Source organism: Crateriforma spongiae (assembly GCF_012290005.1).
Lineage (GTDB): Bacteria > Planctomycetota > Planctomycetia > Pirellulales > Pirellulaceae > Crateriforma > Crateriforma spongiae.
This window is the reverse complement of sequence record NZ_JAAXMS010000005.1, coordinates 173,405-196,123: the sequence shown is the minus strand read 5'-3', so window position 1 is coordinate 196,123 and position 22,719 is coordinate 173,405. Positions and strand designations below refer to the sequence as shown.

General features: G+C 59.2%; 17 protein-coding genes. 13 read left to right on the top strand and 4 right to left on the bottom strand.

Translation table 11 applies throughout. The features are described 5' to 3' along the window. Positions 1-119 precede the first annotated feature (119 nt). The 5 genes from moaC (at position 120) to HFP54_RS14875 (ending at position 6,769) form a co-directional block, all read left to right on the top strand. Complete coding sequence (moaC, locus tag HFP54_RS14895; RefSeq protein WP_168565733.1) at positions 120-659, top strand: cyclic pyranopterin monophosphate synthase MoaC; 540 nt, start codon at positions 120-122, stop codon at positions 657-659. 107 nt (positions 660-766) lie between these two features. Further along, positions 767-2,692 carry a S1C family serine protease gene (locus HFP54_RS14890; RefSeq protein WP_315853902.1) on the top strand — a complete coding sequence of 642 codons (1,926 nt, stop codon included), beginning with the start codon at positions 767-769 and terminating at the stop codon, positions 2,690-2,692. Further along, positions 2,689-3,792: a S1C family serine protease gene (locus HFP54_RS14885; protein WP_315853901.1), complete on the top strand. Its 1,104-nt coding sequence runs from the start codon at positions 2,689-2,691 to the stop codon at positions 3,790-3,792. The genes HFP54_RS14890 and HFP54_RS14885 overlap by 4 nt, the downstream gene beginning before the upstream one ends. Positions 3,793-3,811: 19 nt before the next feature. Next, positions 3,812-5,860 carry a trypsin-like peptidase domain-containing protein gene (locus HFP54_RS14880; RefSeq protein WP_168565731.1) on the top strand — a complete coding sequence of 683 codons (2,049 nt, stop codon included), beginning with the start codon at positions 3,812-3,814 and terminating at the stop codon, positions 5,858-5,860. Between the two features lie 210 nt (positions 5,861-6,070). Then, positions 6,071-6,769: a hypothetical protein gene (locus tag HFP54_RS14875; RefSeq protein ID WP_197136740.1), complete on the top strand. Its 699-nt coding sequence runs from the start codon at positions 6,071-6,073 to the stop codon at positions 6,767-6,769. Between the two features lie 42 nt (positions 6,770-6,811). Here the strand turns inward: HFP54_RS14875 and HFP54_RS14870 are convergent, their stop codons facing one another. From HFP54_RS14870 to HFP54_RS14855, 4 genes are all read right to left on the bottom strand, one after another. Further along, positions 6,812-8,311, bottom strand: a complete 1,500-nt coding sequence (locus HFP54_RS14870; RefSeq protein ID WP_146413168.1) for a serine/threonine-protein kinase — start codon at positions 8,309-8,311, stop codon at positions 6,812-6,814. 233 nt (positions 8,312-8,544) lie between these two features. Continuing rightward, positions 8,545-10,815 (bottom strand): PAS domain-containing sensor histidine kinase, encoded by a 2,271-nt coding sequence (locus HFP54_RS14865; protein WP_168565730.1) that lies wholly within the window; start codon positions 10,813-10,815, stop codon positions 8,545-8,547. Between the two features lie 131 nt (positions 10,816-10,946). Beyond that, a complete protein-coding gene (locus tag HFP54_RS14860) occupies positions 10,947-11,366 on the bottom strand; it encodes a response regulator (RefSeq protein WP_168565729.1) in 420 nt (139 codons plus the stop codon). 112 nt (positions 11,367-11,478) lie between these two features. Beyond that, positions 11,479-12,102, bottom strand: a complete 624-nt coding sequence (locus HFP54_RS14855; protein WP_168565728.1) for a metallophosphoesterase family protein — start codon at positions 12,100-12,102, stop codon at positions 11,479-11,481. Between the two features lie 225 nt (positions 12,103-12,327). On the opposite strand from HFP54_RS14855, the gene HFP54_RS14850 reads away from it, so the two are divergent. From HFP54_RS14850 to HFP54_RS14815, 8 genes are all read left to right on the top strand, one after another. Next, complete coding sequence (locus HFP54_RS14850) at positions 12,328-13,653, top strand: adenylosuccinate synthase (RefSeq protein ID WP_146413164.1); 1,326 nt, start codon at positions 12,328-12,330, stop codon at positions 13,651-13,653. Positions 13,654-13,742: 89 nt separating this feature from the next. Further along, positions 13,743-14,447, top strand: coding sequence for a polyprenyl diphosphate synthase (uppS, locus tag HFP54_RS14845; protein ID WP_235951920.1), 705 nt, complete (start codon positions 13,743-13,745; stop codon positions 14,445-14,447). A gap of 2 nt (positions 14,448-14,449) precedes the next feature. Next, positions 14,450-15,388, top strand: coding sequence for a phosphatidate cytidylyltransferase (locus HFP54_RS14840; protein ID WP_146413162.1), 939 nt, complete (start codon positions 14,450-14,452; stop codon positions 15,386-15,388). 142 nt (positions 15,389-15,530) lie between these two features. Beyond that, positions 15,531-16,625, top strand: coding sequence for a PhoH family protein (locus HFP54_RS14835; RefSeq protein WP_146413161.1), 1,095 nt, complete (start codon positions 15,531-15,533; stop codon positions 16,623-16,625). A 70-nt stretch (positions 16,626-16,695) separates the two neighbouring features. Beyond that, on the top strand, positions 16,696-19,104 hold the full coding sequence (locus HFP54_RS14830; protein ID WP_146413160.1) for an HD family phosphohydrolase: 2,409 nt from the start codon (positions 16,696-16,698) through the stop codon (positions 19,102-19,104). A gap of 60 nt (positions 19,105-19,164) precedes the next feature. Then, the gene (gene ybeY / locus HFP54_RS14825) at positions 19,165-19,761 is read left to right on the top strand and encodes an rRNA maturation RNase YbeY (RefSeq protein WP_146413159.1); all 597 of its coding nucleotides are present in this window, start codon (positions 19,165-19,167) and stop codon (positions 19,759-19,761) included. Then, entirely contained in the window at positions 19,758-21,062 is a 1,305-nt protein-coding gene (locus tag HFP54_RS26210) for a hemolysin family protein (protein WP_315853900.1), read from the top strand. The genes ybeY and HFP54_RS26210 overlap by 4 nt, the downstream gene beginning before the upstream one ends. Positions 21,063-21,358: 296 nt before the next feature. Next, a complete protein-coding gene (locus tag HFP54_RS14815) occupies positions 21,359-22,675 on the top strand; it encodes a citrate synthase (RefSeq protein WP_145299444.1) in 1,317 nt (438 codons plus the stop codon). The last annotated feature ends 44 nt before the right edge of the window (positions 22,676-22,719 follow it).

The window sequence follows — 22,719 nt, the reverse complement described above, 5'->3', positions numbered from 1 at the left end:
GCCTCGTCGACTACAAAGACGCCACTCGACTGCCGCGGTCGAGTGGCGTTTTTTTATGCGCCGCCCGTCTACCTGTTACCCATCCCCCCGTTACCCGTCCACCTGTCACCTACGATCCAATGTCCCACTTTTCACCCGACGGCGACCCGCGGATGGTCGACGTTTCCGCCAAACCGCCGACCGTCCGCACGGCAACAGCCCGTGGCGTGATCACGATGTCGGCCGCAACGGCCGATCGCATTCGCAACGCGGATACCGCCAAAGGCGATGTGATCACGGTCGCCCAATTGGCGGCGATCCAATCCGCCAAACGAACGCCGGATTTAATCCCGCTGTGCCACAGCATCGCCGTGGAATCGGTCGACGTGACGTTCCAGTGGGCCGGTCGCGAATCCAACACCCAGGAATCGCCCCCCGATAAATCAACCGGTTCCGATGGCCCGGTCCAATTGCTGTGCGATGCCACGGTCAAGACGTCGGGAAAGACGGGCGTGGAAATGGAAGCCCTGACGGCGGTGTCGGTCGGGTGTCTGACGGTCTATGACATGGCCAAATCGATCGAGCGAGGGATGACGATCGGGCCGATTTGGCTGATCCACAAATCGGGCGGAAAGTCGGGCGACTATCAGGCACCGCCGCGTGACACCCGGCCGCGATGACGCCGGCCTTCTGTTCGCCATGATCCCGCGGCAGTGCGATTCTGATCCGCCTTGATCGTGGTCACGCATGACAGGACGGTTCCCAGACGCCACAATAAGAAGCGGACGTGCCCACCGTCACGCCGTTTCCGATCCAACCCGGGCGTCGAATGTTCCAGCGTATCCTGTTCCTGTGCCTTTTCGGTTCGCTTGGTTTTGTCATGGGCGGTTTGGCCCCGCCCGATGCGTCAGCCGAATTGCCCGAACCGGTGCGACAGGCCGAAGCGGACCGGATCGCCGCAATCGCCAAAGCGATGCCTTCGGCCGTCAGCGTCTTTGTCCCCGGCGGTGCGGGCGGTGGCAGCGGCGTTCTGATTTCGCCGGACGGTTTCGCCCTGACCAACTTTCACGTGACCAGCCCGGCCGGTGAATACATGCGGTGCGGCCTGAGCGACGGCAACATTTATGACGCCGTGATCGTCGGGATCGACCCGGTGGGCGATTTGGCGATGATCCAGTTGCTGGGACGTAATGACTTTCCCGTCGCCGAGATCGGCGACAGTTTGGCCGCGCGACCGGGCGATTGGTGCATGGCCATCGGCAACCCGTTCTTGTTGGCCACGGATCTGCAACCCACCGTGACCTGGGGAATCCTTAGCGGCGTCGGACGTTATCAGTATCCCAGCGGAACGTTGCTGGAATACGGCGACTGTTTGCAGACCGATGCGTCGATCAACCCGGGCAACTCTGGCGGCCCGCTGTACGACGTTTCCGGCCGACTGTTGGGCATCATCGGACGATGCAGTTTTGAAAAACGCAGTCGCGTCAACGTCGGCGTCGGCTATGCGATCTCCATCCGCCAAGCACAGAACTTTTTGGGATACCTGCACAGTGGCCGCATCGTCGACCACGCCACGCTTGGCGCAACCGTTTCGACCGATCCGGACGCCGGCGTGGTGGTGACGAACATCTTGGAAAGCAGCGACGCGTATCGGCGTGGCCTGCGGTACGGTTCGGAAATCCTGGAAGTCGACGGTCGGCCCGTGGTCACCGCAAACGAACTGCAAAACGTCTTGGCCACCATCCCGGCGCACTGGCGAATCAAGATCGCTTTTGAACAAGACGGCGAGACCGTGGAAACACTGGTCCGCCTTTCCAGCGTGCATCAACAAGACGAATTGCTGGAAAAGATGCAGGCCGCTTTACCACCACCGCCACCCAGACCGGCACCGGAAAAAGCACCGGACGATGACGATGCGGAACCATCGGGCGGCGAACCATCCGATGCACCGGAGGAACCGAAACAGCGTGACCCACACGGTCATCCCCACGGTTCTGCCGACGCGGGTTCGGATATTCCGCCAGTGGCAAAGCAAAGAATTCAGCGTCGCCGCGGATTCGCCAATGGCTATTACAATCAATTGGAAACGGATCGCGTCGTGAACCAGTTGAACCGTCAATCACCAACCGGCCAAGTCCAAGCGGACGACGTTTGGGTGATCACCGGCCAGACCGATCAACCACGGCCGCAAGACGTCCAAATTCGAATCGCCGCCGATCGCACCGCGTTGATCGTGGGCGACGATTCGGCGGAACTGACCACGGCATCGGACCGCTATGACGCGATCGATTCGGGTGACTATTCGGCACTGCTTGTTGCCCTGGATTCATGGCGGCGCATCCTAGCCGATGGCCCCGCGCGCTTTGGCGAAACCTACTTCATGGGCACCATGCCGTTGGCGGGCGAACGTCCGCTGCGTGATTGTTTGCTGGGGATGCGAAGCGATACCGAAACGCGTTGGCTGTCGCATCCCGAAACGGGCACCCTGGAAGTGGTGGAGGTCTTCGCCGACCGTGACACCGATCCGGCGGAACTGTGGCTGCAATACGGCGATTCCCAAAGCGAAAACGTGCCGGCTGTTTTGGACCTGCGTTTCGGCACCGACAGTGTTCTGCGAATCAAAGTCGACAGCTGGACCAGTGTGCCGGCCCCCAACGCCGACGCGCAGTCGCCGGCCGCCAATGCATCAGATCAACAGGAGGATGCATCGTGATCACGTGGAAGCACAACGATCGGAAAAGCATCGGCACATCCGCGGCGACACTCGGTACGCGGGCGATGACATGCGTCGCCTTAGCGTTGGGGCTGGTGTTCGCTTGGTCGGCCGGCCCATCAAACGCTCAGCCGCCGACGATGCACGACTTGGCCCGCGAAGCACAAAAACGAGTTGTCAAGATTTATGGGGCTGGCGGAAAACGCGGACTGGAAGCCTATCAAAGCGGGTTCCTGGTATCGCCGTTCGGACATGTCGCCACGGCGTGGAGCTACGTTCTGGACGTCGAACCCATCGTCGTGACCGATGACGGCCGACGCTTTGATTCCAAGATCGTCGGATTCCAACCGGCGTTGGAATTGGCGGTGCTGAAAATCGATGTCGACGGCTTGGAATACTTTCCCTTGCCCGGCAAAGGCGATGATCCCGCCGACTCGACCACCTGGATCGAACCGGCGATCGGTGATCCCGTTCTGGCGGTCAGCAACCTGTTCGGCGTGGCGACGGGAAACGAACCCGCCAGCGTGATGCAGGGAACCATCGCGGCCGTCGCGCGTCTGGATGCGGGCCGCGGCAATTTCAAAACACCCTATCGCGGCAAAGTGTTCGTGTTGGATTTGATCGCCAACAATCCGGGGGCGGCCGGTGGCGCGTTGGTGGCTCCGGACGGACGCTTGGTCGCGATGTTAGGCAAAGAACTGCGTGACTCCGAAACCGGTGTTTGGTTGAATTATGCGATACCGATCTCCGTGATCAAAACGGCTGTCGATGACATCGTCGCCGGTCGCGAATCTGTGGTGCCCGATGAATCGGATCCGATTTTGGATCGTGATCGATCCCACAATCTGGAAACACTTGGTCTGGTTTTGGTGCCGGATGTCTTAGAGAAAACGCCCGCCTTCGTCGACGAGGTCATCGCCAAGTCGCCCGGCGCCAAATCCGAGCTTCGTCCCGACGACTTGCTACTGATGATCAACGGTCGTCGCATCGATGGCCAAGCCAGCCTGAAAGACCAGTTGCGCCGAATCGACCGACGCGACAAAGTCCAATTGACGATCCAGCGTGGCACACAAATCATTCCCGTCACGATCCAGCCTTGATGAAACGACGCCTTTGCACATGCGATTGATCTTACGGAATTCATTGCCCGCTGGCGTTCACTCGGCCATTTCGGCGCCCCTTCTTGCCGTCGTCGTCTTGATGTTGGCGGATGGAAACACCACGGACGCCCAAGGCACATCGCCCGCCGCGCAGCGTTTGCAGTTTCAAACCGCGATGGCGTCCAGCGTCCGCGACGCCTGCGATCCGCTTTGGCAATCCGTTGTGACCGTCCAGCCGATCGGCACGGCCGATTCCGCCGGCAACGAAGTCCGCGCCGATGCCCCCACCACGGGAATCATTGTCGATGGCGACGGTTACATTTTGACCTCCAACTTGGTGACCAAAGCGAACGCCGCCAGTCTGTTGATTCGACTGGACGACGGGTCGCGTCACGCGGCCGAAGTCGTTGCGACCGACCACCATCGAAACTTGGTGTTGTTGAAGATCGATACCGACCAGCCTTTGATCCCGGCCGATCTGTCGTCGCCGCCGACGATGCAAGTCGGACAAACGACCATCGCGATGGGACGTTATGGCAGCGATGGATCCCCACTGGTCAGCACCGGAATTTTGAGCGCACTTTCGCGATTGGAAGGCATCGCAATCCAGACCGACGCCCGTGTCAGCCCATCGTTCTACGGCGGCCCGCTGATCGATCTGACCGGACGCATTCTGGGGATCGTCATTCCCGCGGTTGCCGTCGGCGGCGCCGAAGAAGAAACCAGTTGGTACGACGCCGGAATTGCGTTCGCGATTCCAGCCCGCGTGATCACCGAAAAACTGAAACGCCTGAAGTCCGGTGAAGACATCCGCAAGGGTTTGCTGGGCTTGGTCCCCAAAACCAAAGATCCCTATGACAGTGACACCGCATTGGCTTCGGTACGCTTGCGTTCGCCTGCCGAACAAGCCGGGCTGATCGCCGGCGACGTGGTCACGAAAGTGGCCGGCCGCGATGTTCAACGTTTTCAACAGATCAAAGAAGCTTTGGGACCCTATGACGCCGGCGACACGATCGACGTTTCGGTACGACGCGATGATCAGGTCGTCGACGTCCAGATTCAGTTGGCCGACAGCATCCCGCCGCTGCAACCACAACGACTCGGCATCATCGCAAGCTCACCGGCCGACCAGTCAGGATCCGACCAGGACGATGCACAATCGCAGGGTGTCATTGTCGACGATGTGATCCCCAATTCCCCGGCCGCGAAGACCTTCCAAGTCGGTGACCGTATCGTCGCCGCCGGAAAGATCGATGACATCGACATTGAAACGCTGCGACGTTTGGTGGTGACGGCTTCGCCCGATCAACCGACGACTTTCAAGGTGATGCGTCAGCCCGATGCCGATCAATCCGACGCGGCGCCGCTGGAACTTTCCGTTCAAACGAATTCGGTCGCCGGCCCAATCACTGGCAAAACTCCGACGTCTTGGGCCAGCGATTGGAAGGACGCCGATTGGTCCACCGAACCGTTGAAGTTGCCCGACGTCCCCAATGCAGCGGTTGTTCTGGCACCGTCGGTCGGGGAATCGGCAACGGGCCGCCCGTTGGGTTTGTTCGTTGCATTGCAACAACCGGGTGACCCGCCTCCGGAAAAGGCCATTGAAACTTGGAACGAAGCGGCCAAGCAATCGGGCGTGGTGGTCTGTGTAGTCGCCGCGGAATCGGACCAAGGTTGGAAACCGAAAGAAATCGACTTGATCGATCGGATCGCCGCCGCAGTGATCAAACGGACTGGCGTCGCATCGACGGCGGTCGCCATCGGATCCGTCTCCGGTGCAATCGGTGGTGACGCGGGGCCGGCCGACGCGATGGCGTTGGCCGCTGGACTGTCGCTGGTCCACCGATTCGGCGGGATCGCACTATCGGACAAGACGCGTCCTCCGGCCATTCGCGTGAAGGAAAACGATCCGGAAACGGCGGTGCATGTCCTGTTGCCCATCAGTGATGACGATTCGCTGCCCACCTGGGGTACGGCCCTGCGACGTGCCGGATACGCAATCATCAACGCTAAACCACTGGACCGGGCCGGACTTTTGCGTTGGGTGCGGCAGTTGCAAGCGATCTGATCATCCGGGTTGCAGACGCTGGTTGGCCCCAGCGGGCAAAGGCTGGTTGTGGCGAAAATCAGCACGCATTCGACAGTGGATCCGTCTTGGGTCGGCCGTGAAACCCGACGGGAATCTGTACCGATTGGGCGGTTTTTCTGGATTGCGACGGTCGTGTGGCCGATCTGGATTGTGTCACGATCCACCCCAGCCACGGACAGGGCCACCGCCATGACTGTCGTTTCAAACCAATACCGCTTTGCGATCCGATCGCGAATCACCCTGATCGCCGGGGCTCTGGCTCTGTTCAGCTTGACCGGCATCACCGGCTGCGTCGGCCCGATGGGATGTGGGCCGATGGGTTGTGATTCAGGCGGATGCGATGCCGGCGGGCCGATCATCTTGGGACACGCCAACACGGGCTGTCAAAGCTGCAGCGACTGTGGCGAATTGTACGTCGACCCGTGGATCAACCATCCCGCCGATGCCTGTGATCCGTGCGACGTGTGTGGCAACTACAACGGCCAATCGTGCGGTAAATGCCGCAGCGTTTTCGGCGGCATCGCGCACCTTTGGGGATACCGTTGCGATGGCGGATGCGACGGCGGATGTGACAGTTGCCAAGTGCCGATGGGACACGGCGCACTGTACGCCGGAAGCAGTTGCGGTTGCGAAACGGCGTGTGACTGTGGCGTCGAACCAGCTTGTGGCATGGAACCCGCTTGTGGCGTCGAATCCTGCGGCGGTTGTGCGTCTTGCGGTGGTGGACACATCGCCGACGGCGCCGTCATCAGCGATGGCAGTGTGATTGTTGAACACGGCAGCACCCAGCGTCACTTGGCCAAACCGTACCGGCCGGCCCGCACACGCCAGATCTTTCGCAGTCGTGCGGCAGAAGTCACCAGCGTTCCGCACGCATCAAGCTACTGATCGCTTTCGACCGGATCCGTTCGGTCGGCACAGCATCCGCCGCTAGTAACCCATCTCGCGACGCGGCACCGATGCCAACAGTTTGACCAACGCCGCACGCAATTCACGGACCTTCAGTGGCAATGCCAACAGCTTGCGATTGGGTCCGCGACGGGCTTGGCGAATGATTTGTTCCTGACGACGATCGGCCAACAAGATCGACGGGATCTCACAGGTGTGTTCGTCGGTCGCGAATCGGTTGTACGCTTCAACAGCCAGCGATCCCAATTCCGCGGCGCCAAAAATCACACAGTCCGCGGGCTTGTCTTCGCCTTCGACGAAACGTCCCAACGCCCGGTTGGGGTCGCTGATCACCAGGACGCGATAGCCCTTGGATTTCAAGCGTTCGCGAACCGCGTTCTGCAGTGCGATCTTGGATTCCACCAACATCACGACGTAACCTTCGCCCTCGTTGGACGGGCCCGTTTCATCGTCGTCGGGTGTATCACTGGCCACGCTGTATTCATCCACGCGGCGTCGATCCCCGGCGGCCAATTGTTCCATCGCCCGCTTGGCCTCTTCCATCAACTGTCGGGCCGACTGGATCCGCTTGTCCGGTCGGAAAGTCATCGCACGCTGAACCAGATGATTGACCACCCCAGGAATGTCGGGAACCAATTCATGCAGCGGAGTGATTTCCTGGAAACGCGAAACGTTCAACCGAGCCAACCGGTCACGAGTTTCCGTCAACGCCGGCCGGCCGGCCAGCATGTGGTACAGCATGTTTCCGGCGAAAAAGATATCGCTGCGTGGATCGTCTTTTCGGACTCCTGTTCCACGTTCCAATGCCGCATAGTCGATCGCCCGCGCGTTGGGGCAATCCGCGATTTCCTCGGGATTGTTGCGGTCGCTGAGCGCGGCCAAACCAAAGTCGACCAGCTTGGCCTTGCCGTCGGCGGTCGTCAGCACGTTGGACAACTTCAAGTCACGGTGGGAAATCCCCAGAGACGCCGCATAGTCCAATCCGCTGCTGATTTCGTACATCAATCGCAACGCCAATTCGGGCGGCAGCTTGCCCCGAATCCGGACCAGATCCCGAAGCGTTTGTCCTTCGACGAATTCCATCACCAAGAACGGATTCCGCTTGTCGGGCACGACGTCAAAAATGCGAACGATGTTGGGATGCCGCAGCTTCAATCCCATGTTGCCTTCGCGTAAGAACTGTTCCAGTTCTTTGACTTCGTCGCGAAAGCGTTTTCGCAGCACTTTGACCGCGAAAACCTGGTCGTCTTTCTGAGCGCGATACACCCGAGCGAAGGTACCAGCACCGATCAGATACAGGACCTTGTAATCACCGAAAAAGTATCCCGAGCGATCGCCCCGCATGATCTTTTCGGTCTGCAACGTGGTCACCAGTCCACGTTTTTGCAGCGCGGAAACGGCGTCGTCCAGCGTCAATTCACCCACACCCAGGTCGCTGATCGCCTGATTGACCTCACGGCGTTCGGCCAGCCCATGGTCGATCACTCGCATGGCGAAATCTTCGGCGGTCAAATCGCTCATGATGAAATATGTCGGTTCCGGCCGGTGGCGTGTGGGATCTGTCGGGAAACACCTTTCGCACTTCCCTCATTGATTGCAAACCCATCATACACACGGTCCGCCGCGAATCGATCGGCCAGAGTTCCGGACGCCCTGTGATTCGGTGCCGACCCGCATCTGGAAAGCCGGACAATTGGTCCATTCCGTTCGATCGTCAAAAACCGTCGGTCGATCGTTGACCGACAATCGCACAGCTAGACGCGGTATTTCACCGGCCAAGTGAAACCGAATGCTGCCCCGCCGTCTTGGGGCGATTCCACCCACGCACGGCCGCCGGCTTGTTCGACCAATCGACGCACCAGAGCCAACCCCAAACCGGTTCCCGATTGTCGATCACGCGGGGTGATCGACTGGAAAAGCTGGAACACTTTTTCGTGATACTCTGCGGGGACACCTTTGCCCCAGTCGCGGACACGGAAGCAATAAAACTCCCCGTCCCGCTGGCAATCAAACGCGATTCGGTCGTTCTGCGATCCGGCATGCTGGACCGCATTGGTGAACAAATTTCGAATGACTTGTTCCAACGGGGCTCGCGCGGTCTGGAACGTCGGCAAGTCATCCGGAATTTCCAAACGGATGTGTTGCGGCGGGGAAATGAATTCGAACAGTTCGTTAACTGTTTTCGCCAAATCGACATCTTGCACCGCCACCGATTCGCGTCCGATCCGTGCGTATTGCAACAAATCGTCCAGCAACCGGTTCATTCGATCGGCCTGGGTCGTCAGCAACCGCATGTGGTCATCGATGTCGGGGTCGGCCCGATCGTCCAAGTCTTCTTGCAGCCAGCCGACGATGTTCCGAATCCCCCGCAGCGGAGCCTTCAAATCATGGGAAGCGATGTAGGCAAAACGGTCCAAGTCCTGGTTGCTGCGTTCCAGTTCCAGCTTCATCTCTTGCTGTTCGGTGATGTCGATATGAAAACCCACCGCCGGCTGGGCAACGCCATCGTCATCACGAATGCAGATCCCACGCGAAATCACCCAGCGGTAATCGCCATCGACGTGAAGCAATCGAAACACTGCTTCGTAGATCGGCAAATCACCTCGCACATGATCGTCGAACGCCTTTAACGTGGCTTCCCTGTCATCGGGATGCAGCCGATCCAAAAACCCTTGCACGTCGGTGATCGGTTCCGTGATACCCATTTGCCGCATGGCCTGGGGCGAAAGCTCGACGCGTCCCGTATTGGGATCGGTTTCCCAGAAACCGACGTTGCCCACTTCGACGGCCAGTTTCAATCTGGTTTCGGTATTGGCTTGTTCGGTCACGTCCGAAACGCTGGCCAACGTCATCACCTGATTGTCGACCGACACGTTGGTCAGCCAAACGTCGACGACAAACTTGGAACCATCTTTACGCACCGCAGGCAAATGCCGGATGTCTCCGCGCCGGCGGCCCTGGGGGACGGACGAGAACGAGTCCCGATGTCGACGATGCGCACCGCGTGCGGACAGCGGCACCAACTGTTCGATCGCATGATTGATCAGCTCGCCATCCTGATAGCCGAACATCGTTTGGCATCGGTCATTCGCCAAGCGAATCGTGCCATCATTGTCGACCAACAACATTCCGATCGGGCTGCTGTCGAACATGGTGCGAAACAACGCTTCGCTTTTTGCCATTGCCCGCTGCGTCGAAACCAATTCGGTGACATCGCTTCCGACGACCAAAATGCGTGCCTGCGAATCGGCATCACACTGCAACTTGTATTTGTCGATCAACATGTTGCGAAACGAACCGTCACGATGGACCAGTTTCTCCGGTACCGCCCGAACCATGTCGCCCTGCATGATCGTCGCATCGGTTTCTTCGAACCGCTTGGCTTCGGATGGGTAAACATCGCGGGTCAGTTTTCCGACGATCTGTTCCGGTGGCAGCCCCGTTCCCTCCGCGGCGGCACGATTGACGCGTTCGATTCGCGACTGTTCGTCTTTGACCCAAATGCAGGTGGGGATCGTATCCAGAATCGTTTGCGTGTCGTGGTTCTGGCGGATCAATTGTCGTTCGAATTCGACTTGACGATCGATGTCCGACAGCACGCCCAAGTAACACGTGCGGCCTAGCTGATCGGGACGAACCATCTTTCCCGATTCACGGGTGAAGCGGTATGAACCGTCGTCACGAAGCAATCGATATTCGATCAACACCGTCGCAGACGTCTGATTCATCGCATGTTTGATTTCGTCAACGACACGTTGAAGATCATCGGGATGTATCAGACCGACCCAAGATTGCCAAAGATCGTCGGCGGGAATGGGATGGCCCAGCGATGCGAACGTCCGCTTGGAAAAGAAAACGTCGGTCAAACGGCCGGACGCATCCGCGTCCTCGCGACAAGCATCAAGATCTTGCCCGGCACCCGATGGATCCGAAATCGGACACACATAAAAGCCCGCTGTTGCCAGATCTAACGCCTGGTAAAGCAGGTCAGGGGCAGCGTTCAAGTATTCGCGAAGCGATTGCATCGGGTTTCATGCCCCAAACCGTACCGGGACCGCGAACATGGCGGCGCCATCCAGGAATGATCCGACCACATTTGCCGGCGCCAATCAACCGGCGTCGATCCAACCGGCGACGGTCAAAGGTCATTCGGTCGCTAGGGCAACAACATGATGCGACGGTAAAGAGCGATCAGTTCGTGCAGATTCTGACAACTGTCGCCCAGATCTTGCTTCAAGATGTATCCGGCGATGTGTTGCTCGTATGCGGCCCGCCGATCGACCGGATGATCCGATGTGCTAAGCATGAACACGACCGTGGCGGCGAGCGCCGGGTCGCCACGCAGTTCCCGCAAAAATTCCGCGCCGCTCATCACCGGCATGTTGACGTCGATGAAGATCAACAGCGGTGGTTCGATCGATTTGTCCGGATGAGTGCCACGCAATATTCGCAGCGCTTCTTCACCATGCGCGGCGACGACCAACGGGCAATCGTTTCCGTATTTGCGCATGCCACGGCGAAACGACATGACGTCGATCTCGTCGTCTTCGACCAACAGAATGCTGAGCTTATTCATTCGCCATCGGTGTTCATCAGGCTTGCCATTTCGCAAATATCCGGCGTCGCGTGTCCCGCCGCATCACCGAACGAATTCGCAGCACCGCCGCCGGAAAACCCGATCAAAAAAATCATGATTCGACGTCAATTTGCATCGTGATGCCACCGGGTCCCGCGTTCAGGACGGTGGACGGTCCGACTGTTTCGCGACGCGTCCAACTGCTGTGGATGTGCCCACAAACGACCAGCTTCGGTTGGTTCCGCTGGACGCAGTCCAAGATCGATGCGCTGCCGCGGACTTTGCCGGCCGAATCATGGTCGACGATCCCCAGAGGCGGCGAATGCACGACCAAGACGTCCACCTTGCCACAGCCGCCCAGCATTTCGGCGGCCTGGTCTTCGTCAAAGTCGTAGCTCCAGTCGCCAAACGGTGTCACGGGAATGCCGCCGCCGACGCCCCAGAACGACACGCCATCAATTTCGCAACCGTTGCCGTGCAGCACTCGGGCGGATTTCCAGTTTGCCGCCGCCGCGGCCAATTCGTCGACCGTTTCCCCGTTGCCGGGGACCAGAACCGCGGGACGGTCGATGGCGGCCAGAATGTCCAGTGTGTCAGCCAATCCCTCGTGGCGGTTGGCGAAATCCCCGGCGCCCACCACGAAATCGACGCCATCGGCCATTCGCACCAGTTGCCGGGCGGCGTCCTGGTTACGGTGCAGATCGCTAAAGCACAGAATTTTCAGGTTCGCTGTCATGATGGGTGCATGATCGCCGCACATCGGCTTCTGTTCCAGGGGCGTGATTTGATGCCGCCCCGGCGATGTTTCGCATCTTCCGCGGCGGGTGGATCCTTGCCAGGGAACAATGATCCGCCTAGGCTTTTCGGTTTTTGCCATTCGCCGCGGCCGGGCCCCGAAACAGGGTGCGGGACGCGGCCGAAAAACCCAAAACCGAAATTTGTTGGTCCGGAGGCCGGGTGCGTGTCGGGAACTTGTGTGATCGGGTTGCAGTGGGGCGATGAAGCCAAAGGAAAATTGGTGGATCTGCTGGCCCCGAGGTTCGACCTGGTCGTCCGCTACCAGGGCGGTGCCAACGCCGGACATACCGTGGTGGCGGGCGATGAAACGTACAAGCTGCACCATATCCCCAGCGGGATTTTGCATGCCGGCGTCCAGAATCTGATCACTCCCGGGGTGGTCATCAATCCGGCAACCATGCTGGATGAAATCGACGCTCTGGCGGCTCGCGGCGTGGATTGCCGCAAGAACCTGCGAATCAGCGAGCGTGCTCACCTGGTGATGCCCTGGCACCGCTTGGAAGACGCGACGATCAACGCGACTCAGGTTCGCGGTGAATCGATCGGCACGACCAATCGCGGGATCGGGCCCTGTTACCGCGACAAGGTCGGTCGGACCCATGCGATTCGCATGGCGGATTTGAATCAGGAATGCCGGGACGATCGCATCCGGACCGTCGCCCAGCAAAAAGTCGAAATGTTGAAAGGCTTGGGCGCGACCGAAGAAGACTTGGCCGAAATCGCGCCCGACAACGTGGTCGCGCTGGCCGCATCGTGGGCGAAGCGTTTGGACGGCATGATCGGCGACACGACCGATTTTCTGTTGGACGAAGCCGAAGCGAACCGGCGGATCCTGTTCGAAGGTGCCCAGGGTGCTTTGTTGGACATCGATCACGGGACGTATCCGTTCGTCACCAGCAGCAACAGCAGCGGTGTCGGCGTGTGTGCCGGTGCCGGTGTCCCGCCCAAGCACATCAATACCGTGATCGGCGTTTGCAAAGCGTACAGCACGCGTGTCGGCGGCGGGCCGTTTCCGACCGAACTGCATGATTCGATCGGCGACCGCATCCGCGAACTTGGCAACGAATTCGGCACGACCACCGGACGCCCGCGTCGTTGCGGATGGTTTGACGCCGTGGCGGTCCGCTACACCGCACGTTTAAGCGGGGTCACCCGTTTGGCGTTAATGATGATGGACGTTCTGGCTCACTTGGATGAACTGAAAGTCTGTGTGGCGTACGAACTGGACGGCAAACGGATCGACCGTGTGCCCAGTCACGCCGAAGAACTGCGTCGCTGTAAACCGATTTTGGAAACGATGCCGGGATGGAAAAGCCCCGTTGACGATGTCCGAAAGTTCGACGAATTTCCCGCCGGCGCATTGGATTACGTCCGCTGGATCGAAGAACTGGTCGGTGTTCCGGTCGGAATCTTGTCGGTCGGCCCGGACCGCGCCCAAACGATCTTTACCGACAGTTCGTCCGGGCTGGCGTTGGCATCGGCGGACTGATCGAACCGGACACCGCCGTGAACCAGTCAACGACCACTGCATCAACGAACCCGTCGCCGAGACCGGAATCGGCCCCGGCGGACAACGGGTTGCCCGCCCACGTCGCCATCATCATGGACGGCAACGGTCGTTGGGCGCAAGCGCGCGGTCTGCCTCGAATCGAAGGCCACCGTCGCGGCGTTTCGACCGTGCGTATGGTCAGTGAGACGTGCACGCAGTGGGGCATCGGAACGTTGACGCTGTATTGTCTGAGTAGTGAAAACTGGAAGCGGCCCCAAGCCGAGCTCGACTTTCTGATGCACTTGTTGCAGCAGTACTTGATCGAAGAACGACGCACGATCATGGATCAAGGGTTGCGGCTTCGTACGATCGGTCGTCGTGACCGGTTGCCCCAGCGGGTTCAGGACGAGATGCAGAAAACCTTGGACATGTCGGCCGACAACCCCGGTACCGAATTGGTCCTGGCGATCGATTACGGCGGTCGCGACGAGATCACACGCGCGGTCCGACAGATCAGCGACAAGATCGCCGCCGGCGAATTGAAGGCCGATGCCTTGTCCGAAACGGTGGTCGCCGAACACTTGGACACCGCCGGGATGCCGGAAGTCGACTTGTTGATTCGTACGGGCGGCGATATGCGAATCAGTAATTTCCTGTTGTGGCAAATCAGCTATGCGGAACTGTGGGTCACCGAAACCTGCTGGCCTGAATTTTCACGCGATGATTTCCAAGCGGCCGTGTCAGATTTTGCTTCGCGGCAACGGCGATTCGGCGGATTGAACGTCAACGAGTAAGCATGTCGACCAACAACTTGGCTGCGCGGCTGAAATCGTCCGCCGTCTTGATCGCCGCTTTGGTGACACTGGGCTATCTGGATCTGGCTTTCCCGCATCCCGATTTGCCGGGCGTTTGGCTGTTGCCCGCGTTGTTGTTTTTTTCGCTGGGCACGGCCTGGGACGTCACCCGGCTGTTGATCGTCAGCGGTCGACCGCTATCGACGCCGATTTGCCTGATCGCCACCGGAATGGTGACCCTGTCGACGTGTGTCCCTTTGCTTTGGCCCGCCTGTGGGATGGTGTATCCGGTCGATTGCAAGATCGGCCACAGCGGCTGGATCGCCGTCGCCGCGGTAACCGCGGTGTTCGTTGTCATGGCCAACGAAATGGCACGATACGATGGCCAACGACGCGGGTCGATCGAACGAACCATGGCCGGTGCGTTTGTCGCGCTGTACATCGGCATGCCGATGGCCATGTTGGTTCTGATCCGACAGATGCATGCGGACGAATCACCGACGTGGGGCCTTTCGGCGGTGCTGTCGATGGTGGCGATCACCAAATCGGCCGACGCCGGCGCCTACTTTGCCGGCAAGACGCTCGGACGACACAAACTGATCCCCCGGCTCAGTCCCGGAAAGACTTGGGAAGGTGCCGTCGGCGGAATGATCACCGCCACGATTGTCGCCGCTCTTTGTCTTCGATTCTTAATTCCGGCGATCGGCGAACCTGACGGTGGATCGGCCGGTCCCTGGTGGTCAGCCCTGGTGCTGGGCCCGGTCCTGATGATCGCGGGCTTGTTGGGCGATCTGGCCGAATCACTGATCAAACGTGACGCGGGTGCCAAAGACAGCGGCGATTGGCTTCCCGGTTTGGGGGGTGTCTGGGACGTGTCCGATTCGATTCTGGCTGCGTCGATGCCCGCCTATGTGTTGTTCGCCGCGGGTCTGGCCGGATAGATCGTAACGATCAGATCAGTCACGCCCCCCACAGTGACAGGGCCAGACCGTTCCGGTCGGGTGAAAAGCGTTGGCCCGATCGGCCAGCCGACGTATAGAATCATTAGCCACGGATGACCGTGTTTCCCCCTCAGGCCACTGAATGACCGAAGCCACTTTATCGATTGCACATCCCGAGGAGCTGTTGGCGCTGTTCGGACCCCGCGATCAACACCTTCGGAAACTGAAGCGTCTGTTTGACGTGTCGATCACGCACCGCAGCGGACGTATCAAAATTTCCGGCCCGGACGATGCCGTCGATGCTGCCACGCGAACGCTGGAACACTTGCGGCGTTTGTCTCGCCGCAAGGGAACCCTGAGCACGACCGACGTGGAATCGGCGGCCACCGAACATGGCGCGCAAATCGACCGGCAAACCGCCGGTGCCGAGACAACGTCGATCACGCCACCCGGAACACCGCGTCCGGATGGGCCGATCGATATTCCGCAAGCCGGTCGTCGGATCCAGCCGCGGACCCCGGGCCAGCAGCGCTACGTCGACGCGATCCGTCGGTTCGATTTGACGTTTGCCACCGGACCGGCGGGCTGTGGCAAGACCTACTTAGCGGTGGCCATGGCCGTCGAAGCCCTCAAGGCGGGCCAGGTGCGGAAAATCGTCTTGGTCCGCCCGGCGGTCGAAGCCGGCGAATCGCTGGGGTTCCTGCCCGGCGACCTTCGCGCCAAACTGAATCCCTACCTACGCCCGCTGATGGACGCGCTGGGTGAAATGGTCGACTTTGACCAATCGCGCAACCTGATGGAACAAGACGTGATCGAAATCATCCCGCTGGCTTACATGCGGGGACGTACCCTGAACGATGCCTTCATCATCTTGGACGAAGCCCAGAACACGACGATCGCCCAGATGAAAATGTTTCTGACTCGGATGGGTGAGCGCAGCAAGATGGTCGTCAGTGGCGATGCGACCCAGTTGGATTTGCCCCGCGGCGTGACCAGCGGACTACGTGATGCCCTGCGACGACTATCGCGGATCGGCGACATTGGTGTCGTTCGGTTGACGGGCGACGACATCGTGCGCCACCGGCTGGTTCAAAAAATCGTCGAAGCCTATGACGCCGATCGTGATTCGCAACAAAGCGGTGCTGCGGCATCGTCGGTCCCGGCACCAAGCGACGTCGTTGCCGACAGTGACACCAACCCGATCGCCGGTTCGGTGACCGACGGCCCCACGATTTGAACGCCCGGGCCGACCGCGGCCACAGCCCCCAACGGTTCACCCGAATTCGGATCCAGTCCATACCAATCGCATGAGCGCGACGAATCCTCCCCGCAGCGGCAAGGCACGGCAAAACACGCAACGTGCCGGCAAGGAACGCATCGAATCGCTTGGCCTGCCCAAACCGCGGTGGGTCCAGTGGTGGCAAGACGACGACAAGTCCGAACTGGCGGTTCGTGTCGGAATTGCGTTGTTAGGGGCCGTCGCGCTGTTGGTGCTTTGCCAAACCTGGCGACCGCCGTTCCCCTATCGCATCGGCATGATCCCCGATCGCGAACTGTTGACGCGGGTTCGTTTGGAAGTCCCCGACGAATCGAAAACCGAAGCGGCACGCGAAATGGCCCGGCGTGGTGTGTTGGCGATGTACGTCAATCGTCCGGAGCCGATCGACCAACTGAAAAGCGCCCTCCGCAACGAATTGTTCAAGATCATCAGTGCCGAATCCTTCGACACGATGCCGCCGGACATCCGTAAAGCGTTCGCGTCGTTTTATGAAGGCGACGAAGCCAGCGAAACCGGCGAGACTCCGGCGGAACGATTCAGCCTGTTCAAAAGTGTTTTGGCCCAAGACCCCGAACTGAAAAAGTTCGACGGTGCCATTTCGTCCGCGATTCTGCCGATGCGTCAACACGGCGTGCTGCGGGCCAACCAACACACGATCGAACAGGGCGACCAGCGGTTCATTCGTGTCTTTACGCCGGGGCAACAAGCCGACGCCACGCCGTGTGACATCAGCACCGTTCGTATCGCCGAAGCGGGCAAGGAATTTGAAACGCGGCTTCGCGATGAGTTTCGCCAACGCTATGACCAAGGCGAAAGCGAATCAGTGCAAACGGTTGCAAAGATGATCGTCCATTGGTTCGTTTCCCGTTTGCCCGAAAACGAAACGCTGGAATACGACGACGAAGAAACCGAAATGGCGCGGCAAAAGGCGGCCGCCGAAGTTCCGGTCAAAATGCGCGTCATGTTCACCGGCAAATCCAAATTGGCGTCGGCCGGCCAACCGCTGACCGCGGACGAACTGTCGTTACTGCGGTACGAATGGCAGGCGCTTTTGGACCAACTAAGCATCAGCGATCGCATCGCCAGGGTGGCCGCCTACGGCGGATTGATCATCGCGTTGTATCTGCTGTGCGGGGCGTACATCTACAGCGTGGATGATCGTCGGTTGCTGCAAAATCCACGGAAACTGGCCAAGCTGATCGCGTTGATGGTTGCCGTTATCAGTTGTGCGTATTGGTTTTCACAGCGGATCAGCATCCCACGCACCGAGTTGATTCCATTGGTCGTCGGGTCCATGATTGCGGCAGTGGTCTATGGTCGTGAACTGGCATTGCTGTTGATGGCATCCGCCTCGGTCAGCCTGACGTTGTTCTTGGGTTTGCCGATTTCTGACTTGGTGGTGATGGCCGCCACCTGCACGACGTGCACCTTGCTGGTGGGCCGGATTCGCACGCGGACTCACTTGCTGTACGTCGGCAGCATCAGCGCCCTGATCACCATGGCAACGGTCGTCGGCGTGGGCATCGTCACCGGACAAATGCTGTCCGATGGCACGCTGGGACAAGGACTGGAACCGATTTACCTGGGACCGCTGTTCGGCGAAGTCGTCTGGAATCTGTTGAAACAAGCGTTGATCGCCGGTTGCTGCATCGTCGTCCCCGCCGCCGCGCTGACACCGTTCCTGCCGCTGGTGGAAAAGGGATTCGGCGTCCTGACCGACCTCAGTTTGCTGGAACTGGGCGATGCAAGTGACCCGTTGCTGCGGCGATTGGCCCAACGTGCACCGGGAACGTACAACCACAGCATCAACGTCGCATCGATCGCCGAAGCCGCCGCGGATGAAATCGGTGCCAACGGATTGCTGGTCCGTGTGGGCGCTTACTTCCACGACATCGGCAAGATGTTCAAGCCGGAATACTTCATCGAAAACCAGTCCGGCGGGGTCAACCAGCACGATTCCTTGCAACCGGCGATGAGCACGCTGGTGATCATCGCGCACGTCAAAGACGGCGCGGATTTGGCCCGCAGCCACCATTTGCCCGAACCGATCATCGATTTCATCCTGCAACACCACGGCACCACCCTGGTGGAATACTTTTATCGTGAAGCGACGCGGCGCAGCGAAGAAGACCCCAACCGTGAAGCGGTCAGTGACAAGGATTTTCGCTATCCCGGCCCGAAACCCAAGACGCTGGAAGCGGCCGTCTTGATGCTGGCCGATACCGTCGAAAGCGCCAGCCGCACCTTGGTCGATCCGACCCCGGCGCGGATTCAAGGGCTGGTCGATTCGATCGCACAGAAGAAGGTCGCTGACGGCCAGTTTGATGAATGTGGGATGACTTTCCGCCAGCTGCACCGTGTCCGGCAAAGCCTGGTCAAATCATTGACCGCCATCTATCACGCACGCATCAAATACCCCGGCCAACAATCGGCCTAGTTCATCGTTTGGCCGAATGTAGACAAGGCCAGTTCATCCATCAGTTTCTTTATCATTTTCATGCAAGACGAATTGGACGGCGACGACGACGTTCCCATACCCGCGTCCGACGACCAGCCATTAGAGGTCGATGTTCGCATCGACGATGACGTTCCATCGGCGGTCTTGGAAGCATTTGGCGGCGACGCGTCGCACATCATCAATCGGTTCGAAATAGCGGCTCGCGCCGCGGCCCAGCATCGCGGATTCACCTTCGGCGAAATCGGGATTTTTGCAACGACCGACGCGGCCATCCGACAAATCAACCGTTTGCACCTGAGCCATGATTACGCGACCGACGTGATCAGTTTCTCCTACCAATGCGAACCACCCTTGGTCCAAGGGGAATTGACCGTCAGTCTGGAAATGGCACTGGCGCAAAGTCGACGGATCGGCCGGCCGCCGATCGACGAAGCCATTTTGTACGTGATCCATGGCGTGCTGCACGTGACCGGCATGGACGATCACGACGTCGATGATCGGCGGGCGATGCGGACGTGCGAACAGGCGGTTTTACGGCAACTGGGACTACCCGACGCCGAACGCTTTGATGCCGACCGCTTCGACGCGCTGGACGGCCTTGATCCGACGGACTCCGCACCCACGAGATCGACGTGAACGAATCGAACTGGTGGTGGTTGGCATCGATCGGCGGCTTCACGCTCAGCAGCATCGGCGGGCTAGGCGTGGAATTGCTGGACCGTTTCGCAGGCCGGTCTTTGGAAGCGTACAGCCGTCTGCGAAAAAATCGCGATCGCTTTGGAAACATTCTGGATCACCAAGACACTGCGATTCGTGGCAGTGGTTATCTGCGGATGATCGGAACGTCGGTCTTCTTGATCTGTGGAACGACGGCTCTGTTTTATCGCTTTGATGAACTGGCGGTCACCGCCGGACGTCATCGGACGCTGTTGGTTTGGGGGTTGGCCGCCGGCGGCATGATGATGCTGACGCACACCTGGTTGCCCGCATCACTGACACGTTTCGCGTCCACACCGGTGCTGTACCACACCTGGCCGTTCTGGCGAACGTTGTCGGTCTTGATGAGCCCGCTGTCGGCCCCCGGCGAATTGGTCGAATGGATGACGCGTCGCTTGACCGGACAAGAAGAAAGCGAAGACGAAGACGAAGAACAACTGGAAGACGAAATTCGAACGATTGTTGCCGCGGGCACCCGCGAAGGCTACTTCGGCCCGGGCGTCCGCGAAATGATCCACGGTGTGATGACGCTGCACGAAGACACCGTGGGTCACATCATGACGCCACGCGGCGACGTCGACGCGATCGATGCGTCGCTGCCGTGGCCGCAAGCATTGCACATCATTCGCACCGCCGGTCGCACCCGGTTTCCGGTCTATCGCGATAACTTGGACAGCGTGATCGGCATCTTGTATGTCAAAGACTTGTTGCCATTGCTGATCGAAGACCGTTTGCCCGATGAATCGATTGAAACGATTTGTCGCAAGCCATGGACCGTGCCCAAGGACCGCAGCGTCGAATCACTGCTACGTGAATTTCTGCACAGCCGCAGCCACATGGCGATCGTGCTGGATGAATTTCAGCAGACCGCCGGCGTCGTCACGATCGAAGACACCTTGGAAGAAATCGTCGGCGAAATCGTTGATGAATCCGACGAAGAAGAAGAATACGAAGTTCTGGTTGTCGACGATGACACCCTGGAAGTCGACGGGCGAGTCATGATCGACGACTTGAATGATTCGACCGGCTGGAAGTTACCCGAAAGCGAAGATTACGAAACGGTGGCCGGTTGGGTGCTTTACGCAACCGGGTCGATCCCGGTCGAAGGCGACCAATTGGTTTTGGGCGATCACGTGATCGAAGTGCTTCGGGCGTCCAATCGAAAAATTGAATCGATTCGGATCTGCCGCTCCCGGTTCCGGGACTCCAATGTCGGCTGACCTGCCGTGCCGCGGCATCGTCGGCGCATGATCATCCGTTAGGTCCAGAAAAGTCGGTCGATTCGGCGAAATTTCGGCCGCCAGTCAGCCCCCGAAGGGCCCTCCGCGGCGGTGCCGCTGATTGTCGCTGCGATGCCGCCCCGCTAGACTCTGTCAGAAAACATGGGATGAATCGGCGGTTCGCGATCAGGTGTCCACACGCCCGGCTTGCTGGGTCAAGCTGTACCGATCCGACGGCCCGGACCATCCACGCTTTGCCCGCCTAGACCTGTTGTACGAGCCACCTGGAATCGCCGATGTCACAGCCTGACAATTTGGAATTGCAAACGACAAACAAAGCAACGTTTCAAATCGACGATCGGCAGTACGAGATCCCGATTGTCGAAGGCAGTGAACAGGAAAAGGCGCTGGAAATTTCCAAGCTGCGTCGTGACACCGGATTGGTCACCCTGGACGAAGGCTTCGTCAACACCGCCAGCACTCGCAGTGCGATCACGTACCTGAACGGCGAAGAAGGCATCTTACGGTACCGCGGGTACCCGATCGAAAAACTGGCCGAGCAATGCGATTTCATCGAAACCGCGTTTCTGTTGATCTACGGCGAATTGCCCACGCGTGATCAAGCAGAAAAATTCCGCAGCGGGATTCGTGAACACACGATGATTCACGAAGACATGAAGCGGTTCTATGACGGCTTTCCCACGCATTCGCACCCGATGGCGATTCTCAGCTGTGTGGTCGGGTCGATGTCCGCGTTCTATCAAGATTCGATTGATCCCAACGATCCGTATCAGGTCGAAATTTCGATCTATCGGATGATGGCCAAGCTGCCGACGATCGCCGCGTACAGCTACAAGAAATCGCTCGGCCAACCGTTCATGTACCCGAACAACTCGCTGAACTATTGCGAGAACTTCTTGCACCTGATGTTCGCGACACCGACCCGCGAATATTTGGTCGACCCGGATTTTGCCGAAGCGTTGAACCTGTTGCTGATCGTGCACGCCGATCACGAACAAAACTGCAGCACGTCGACCGTCCGAATGGTCGGCAGCAGCAATGCCAACGTGTTCGCATCGATCTCATCGGGCATCAACGCACTGTGGGGACCGCTGCACGGCGGTGCCAACGAAGCCTGCGTTCGCATGCTGGAACGAATCGCCAACGACGGCGGCAACGTTCGCAAGTACGTCGACATGGCGAAGGACAAGAACAGCGATTTCCGGCTGATGGGATTCGGCCACCGCGTTTACAAGAACCGCGACCCGCGGGCAACAATCATCAAAGCCAGTTGTGACAAGTTGCTGGGCAAGCTGAATCTGGACGACCCGTTGTTCGAAGTCGCCCAACAGTTGGAAGAAGTCGCACTGAAGGACGAATACTTCATCGAAAAGAAGCTGTACCCGAACGTCGATTTCTATTCCGGCGTGATCTATCGCGCCCTTGGCATTCCCGTGCAGATGTTCACAGTCCTGTTCGCCTTGGGACGGCTGCCCGGTTGGCTGGCCCACTGGAAAGAAATGCACGACAACCCGGCGACACGAATCAATCGCCCGCGTCAGATCTATACGGGATCCCCAGAACGCCCTTTTGTCGCAATGAACCGTCGCTAAGGAGTGCGGCGACGGCCATCCTGCGTCTTTGGAGCTCCGGCGGC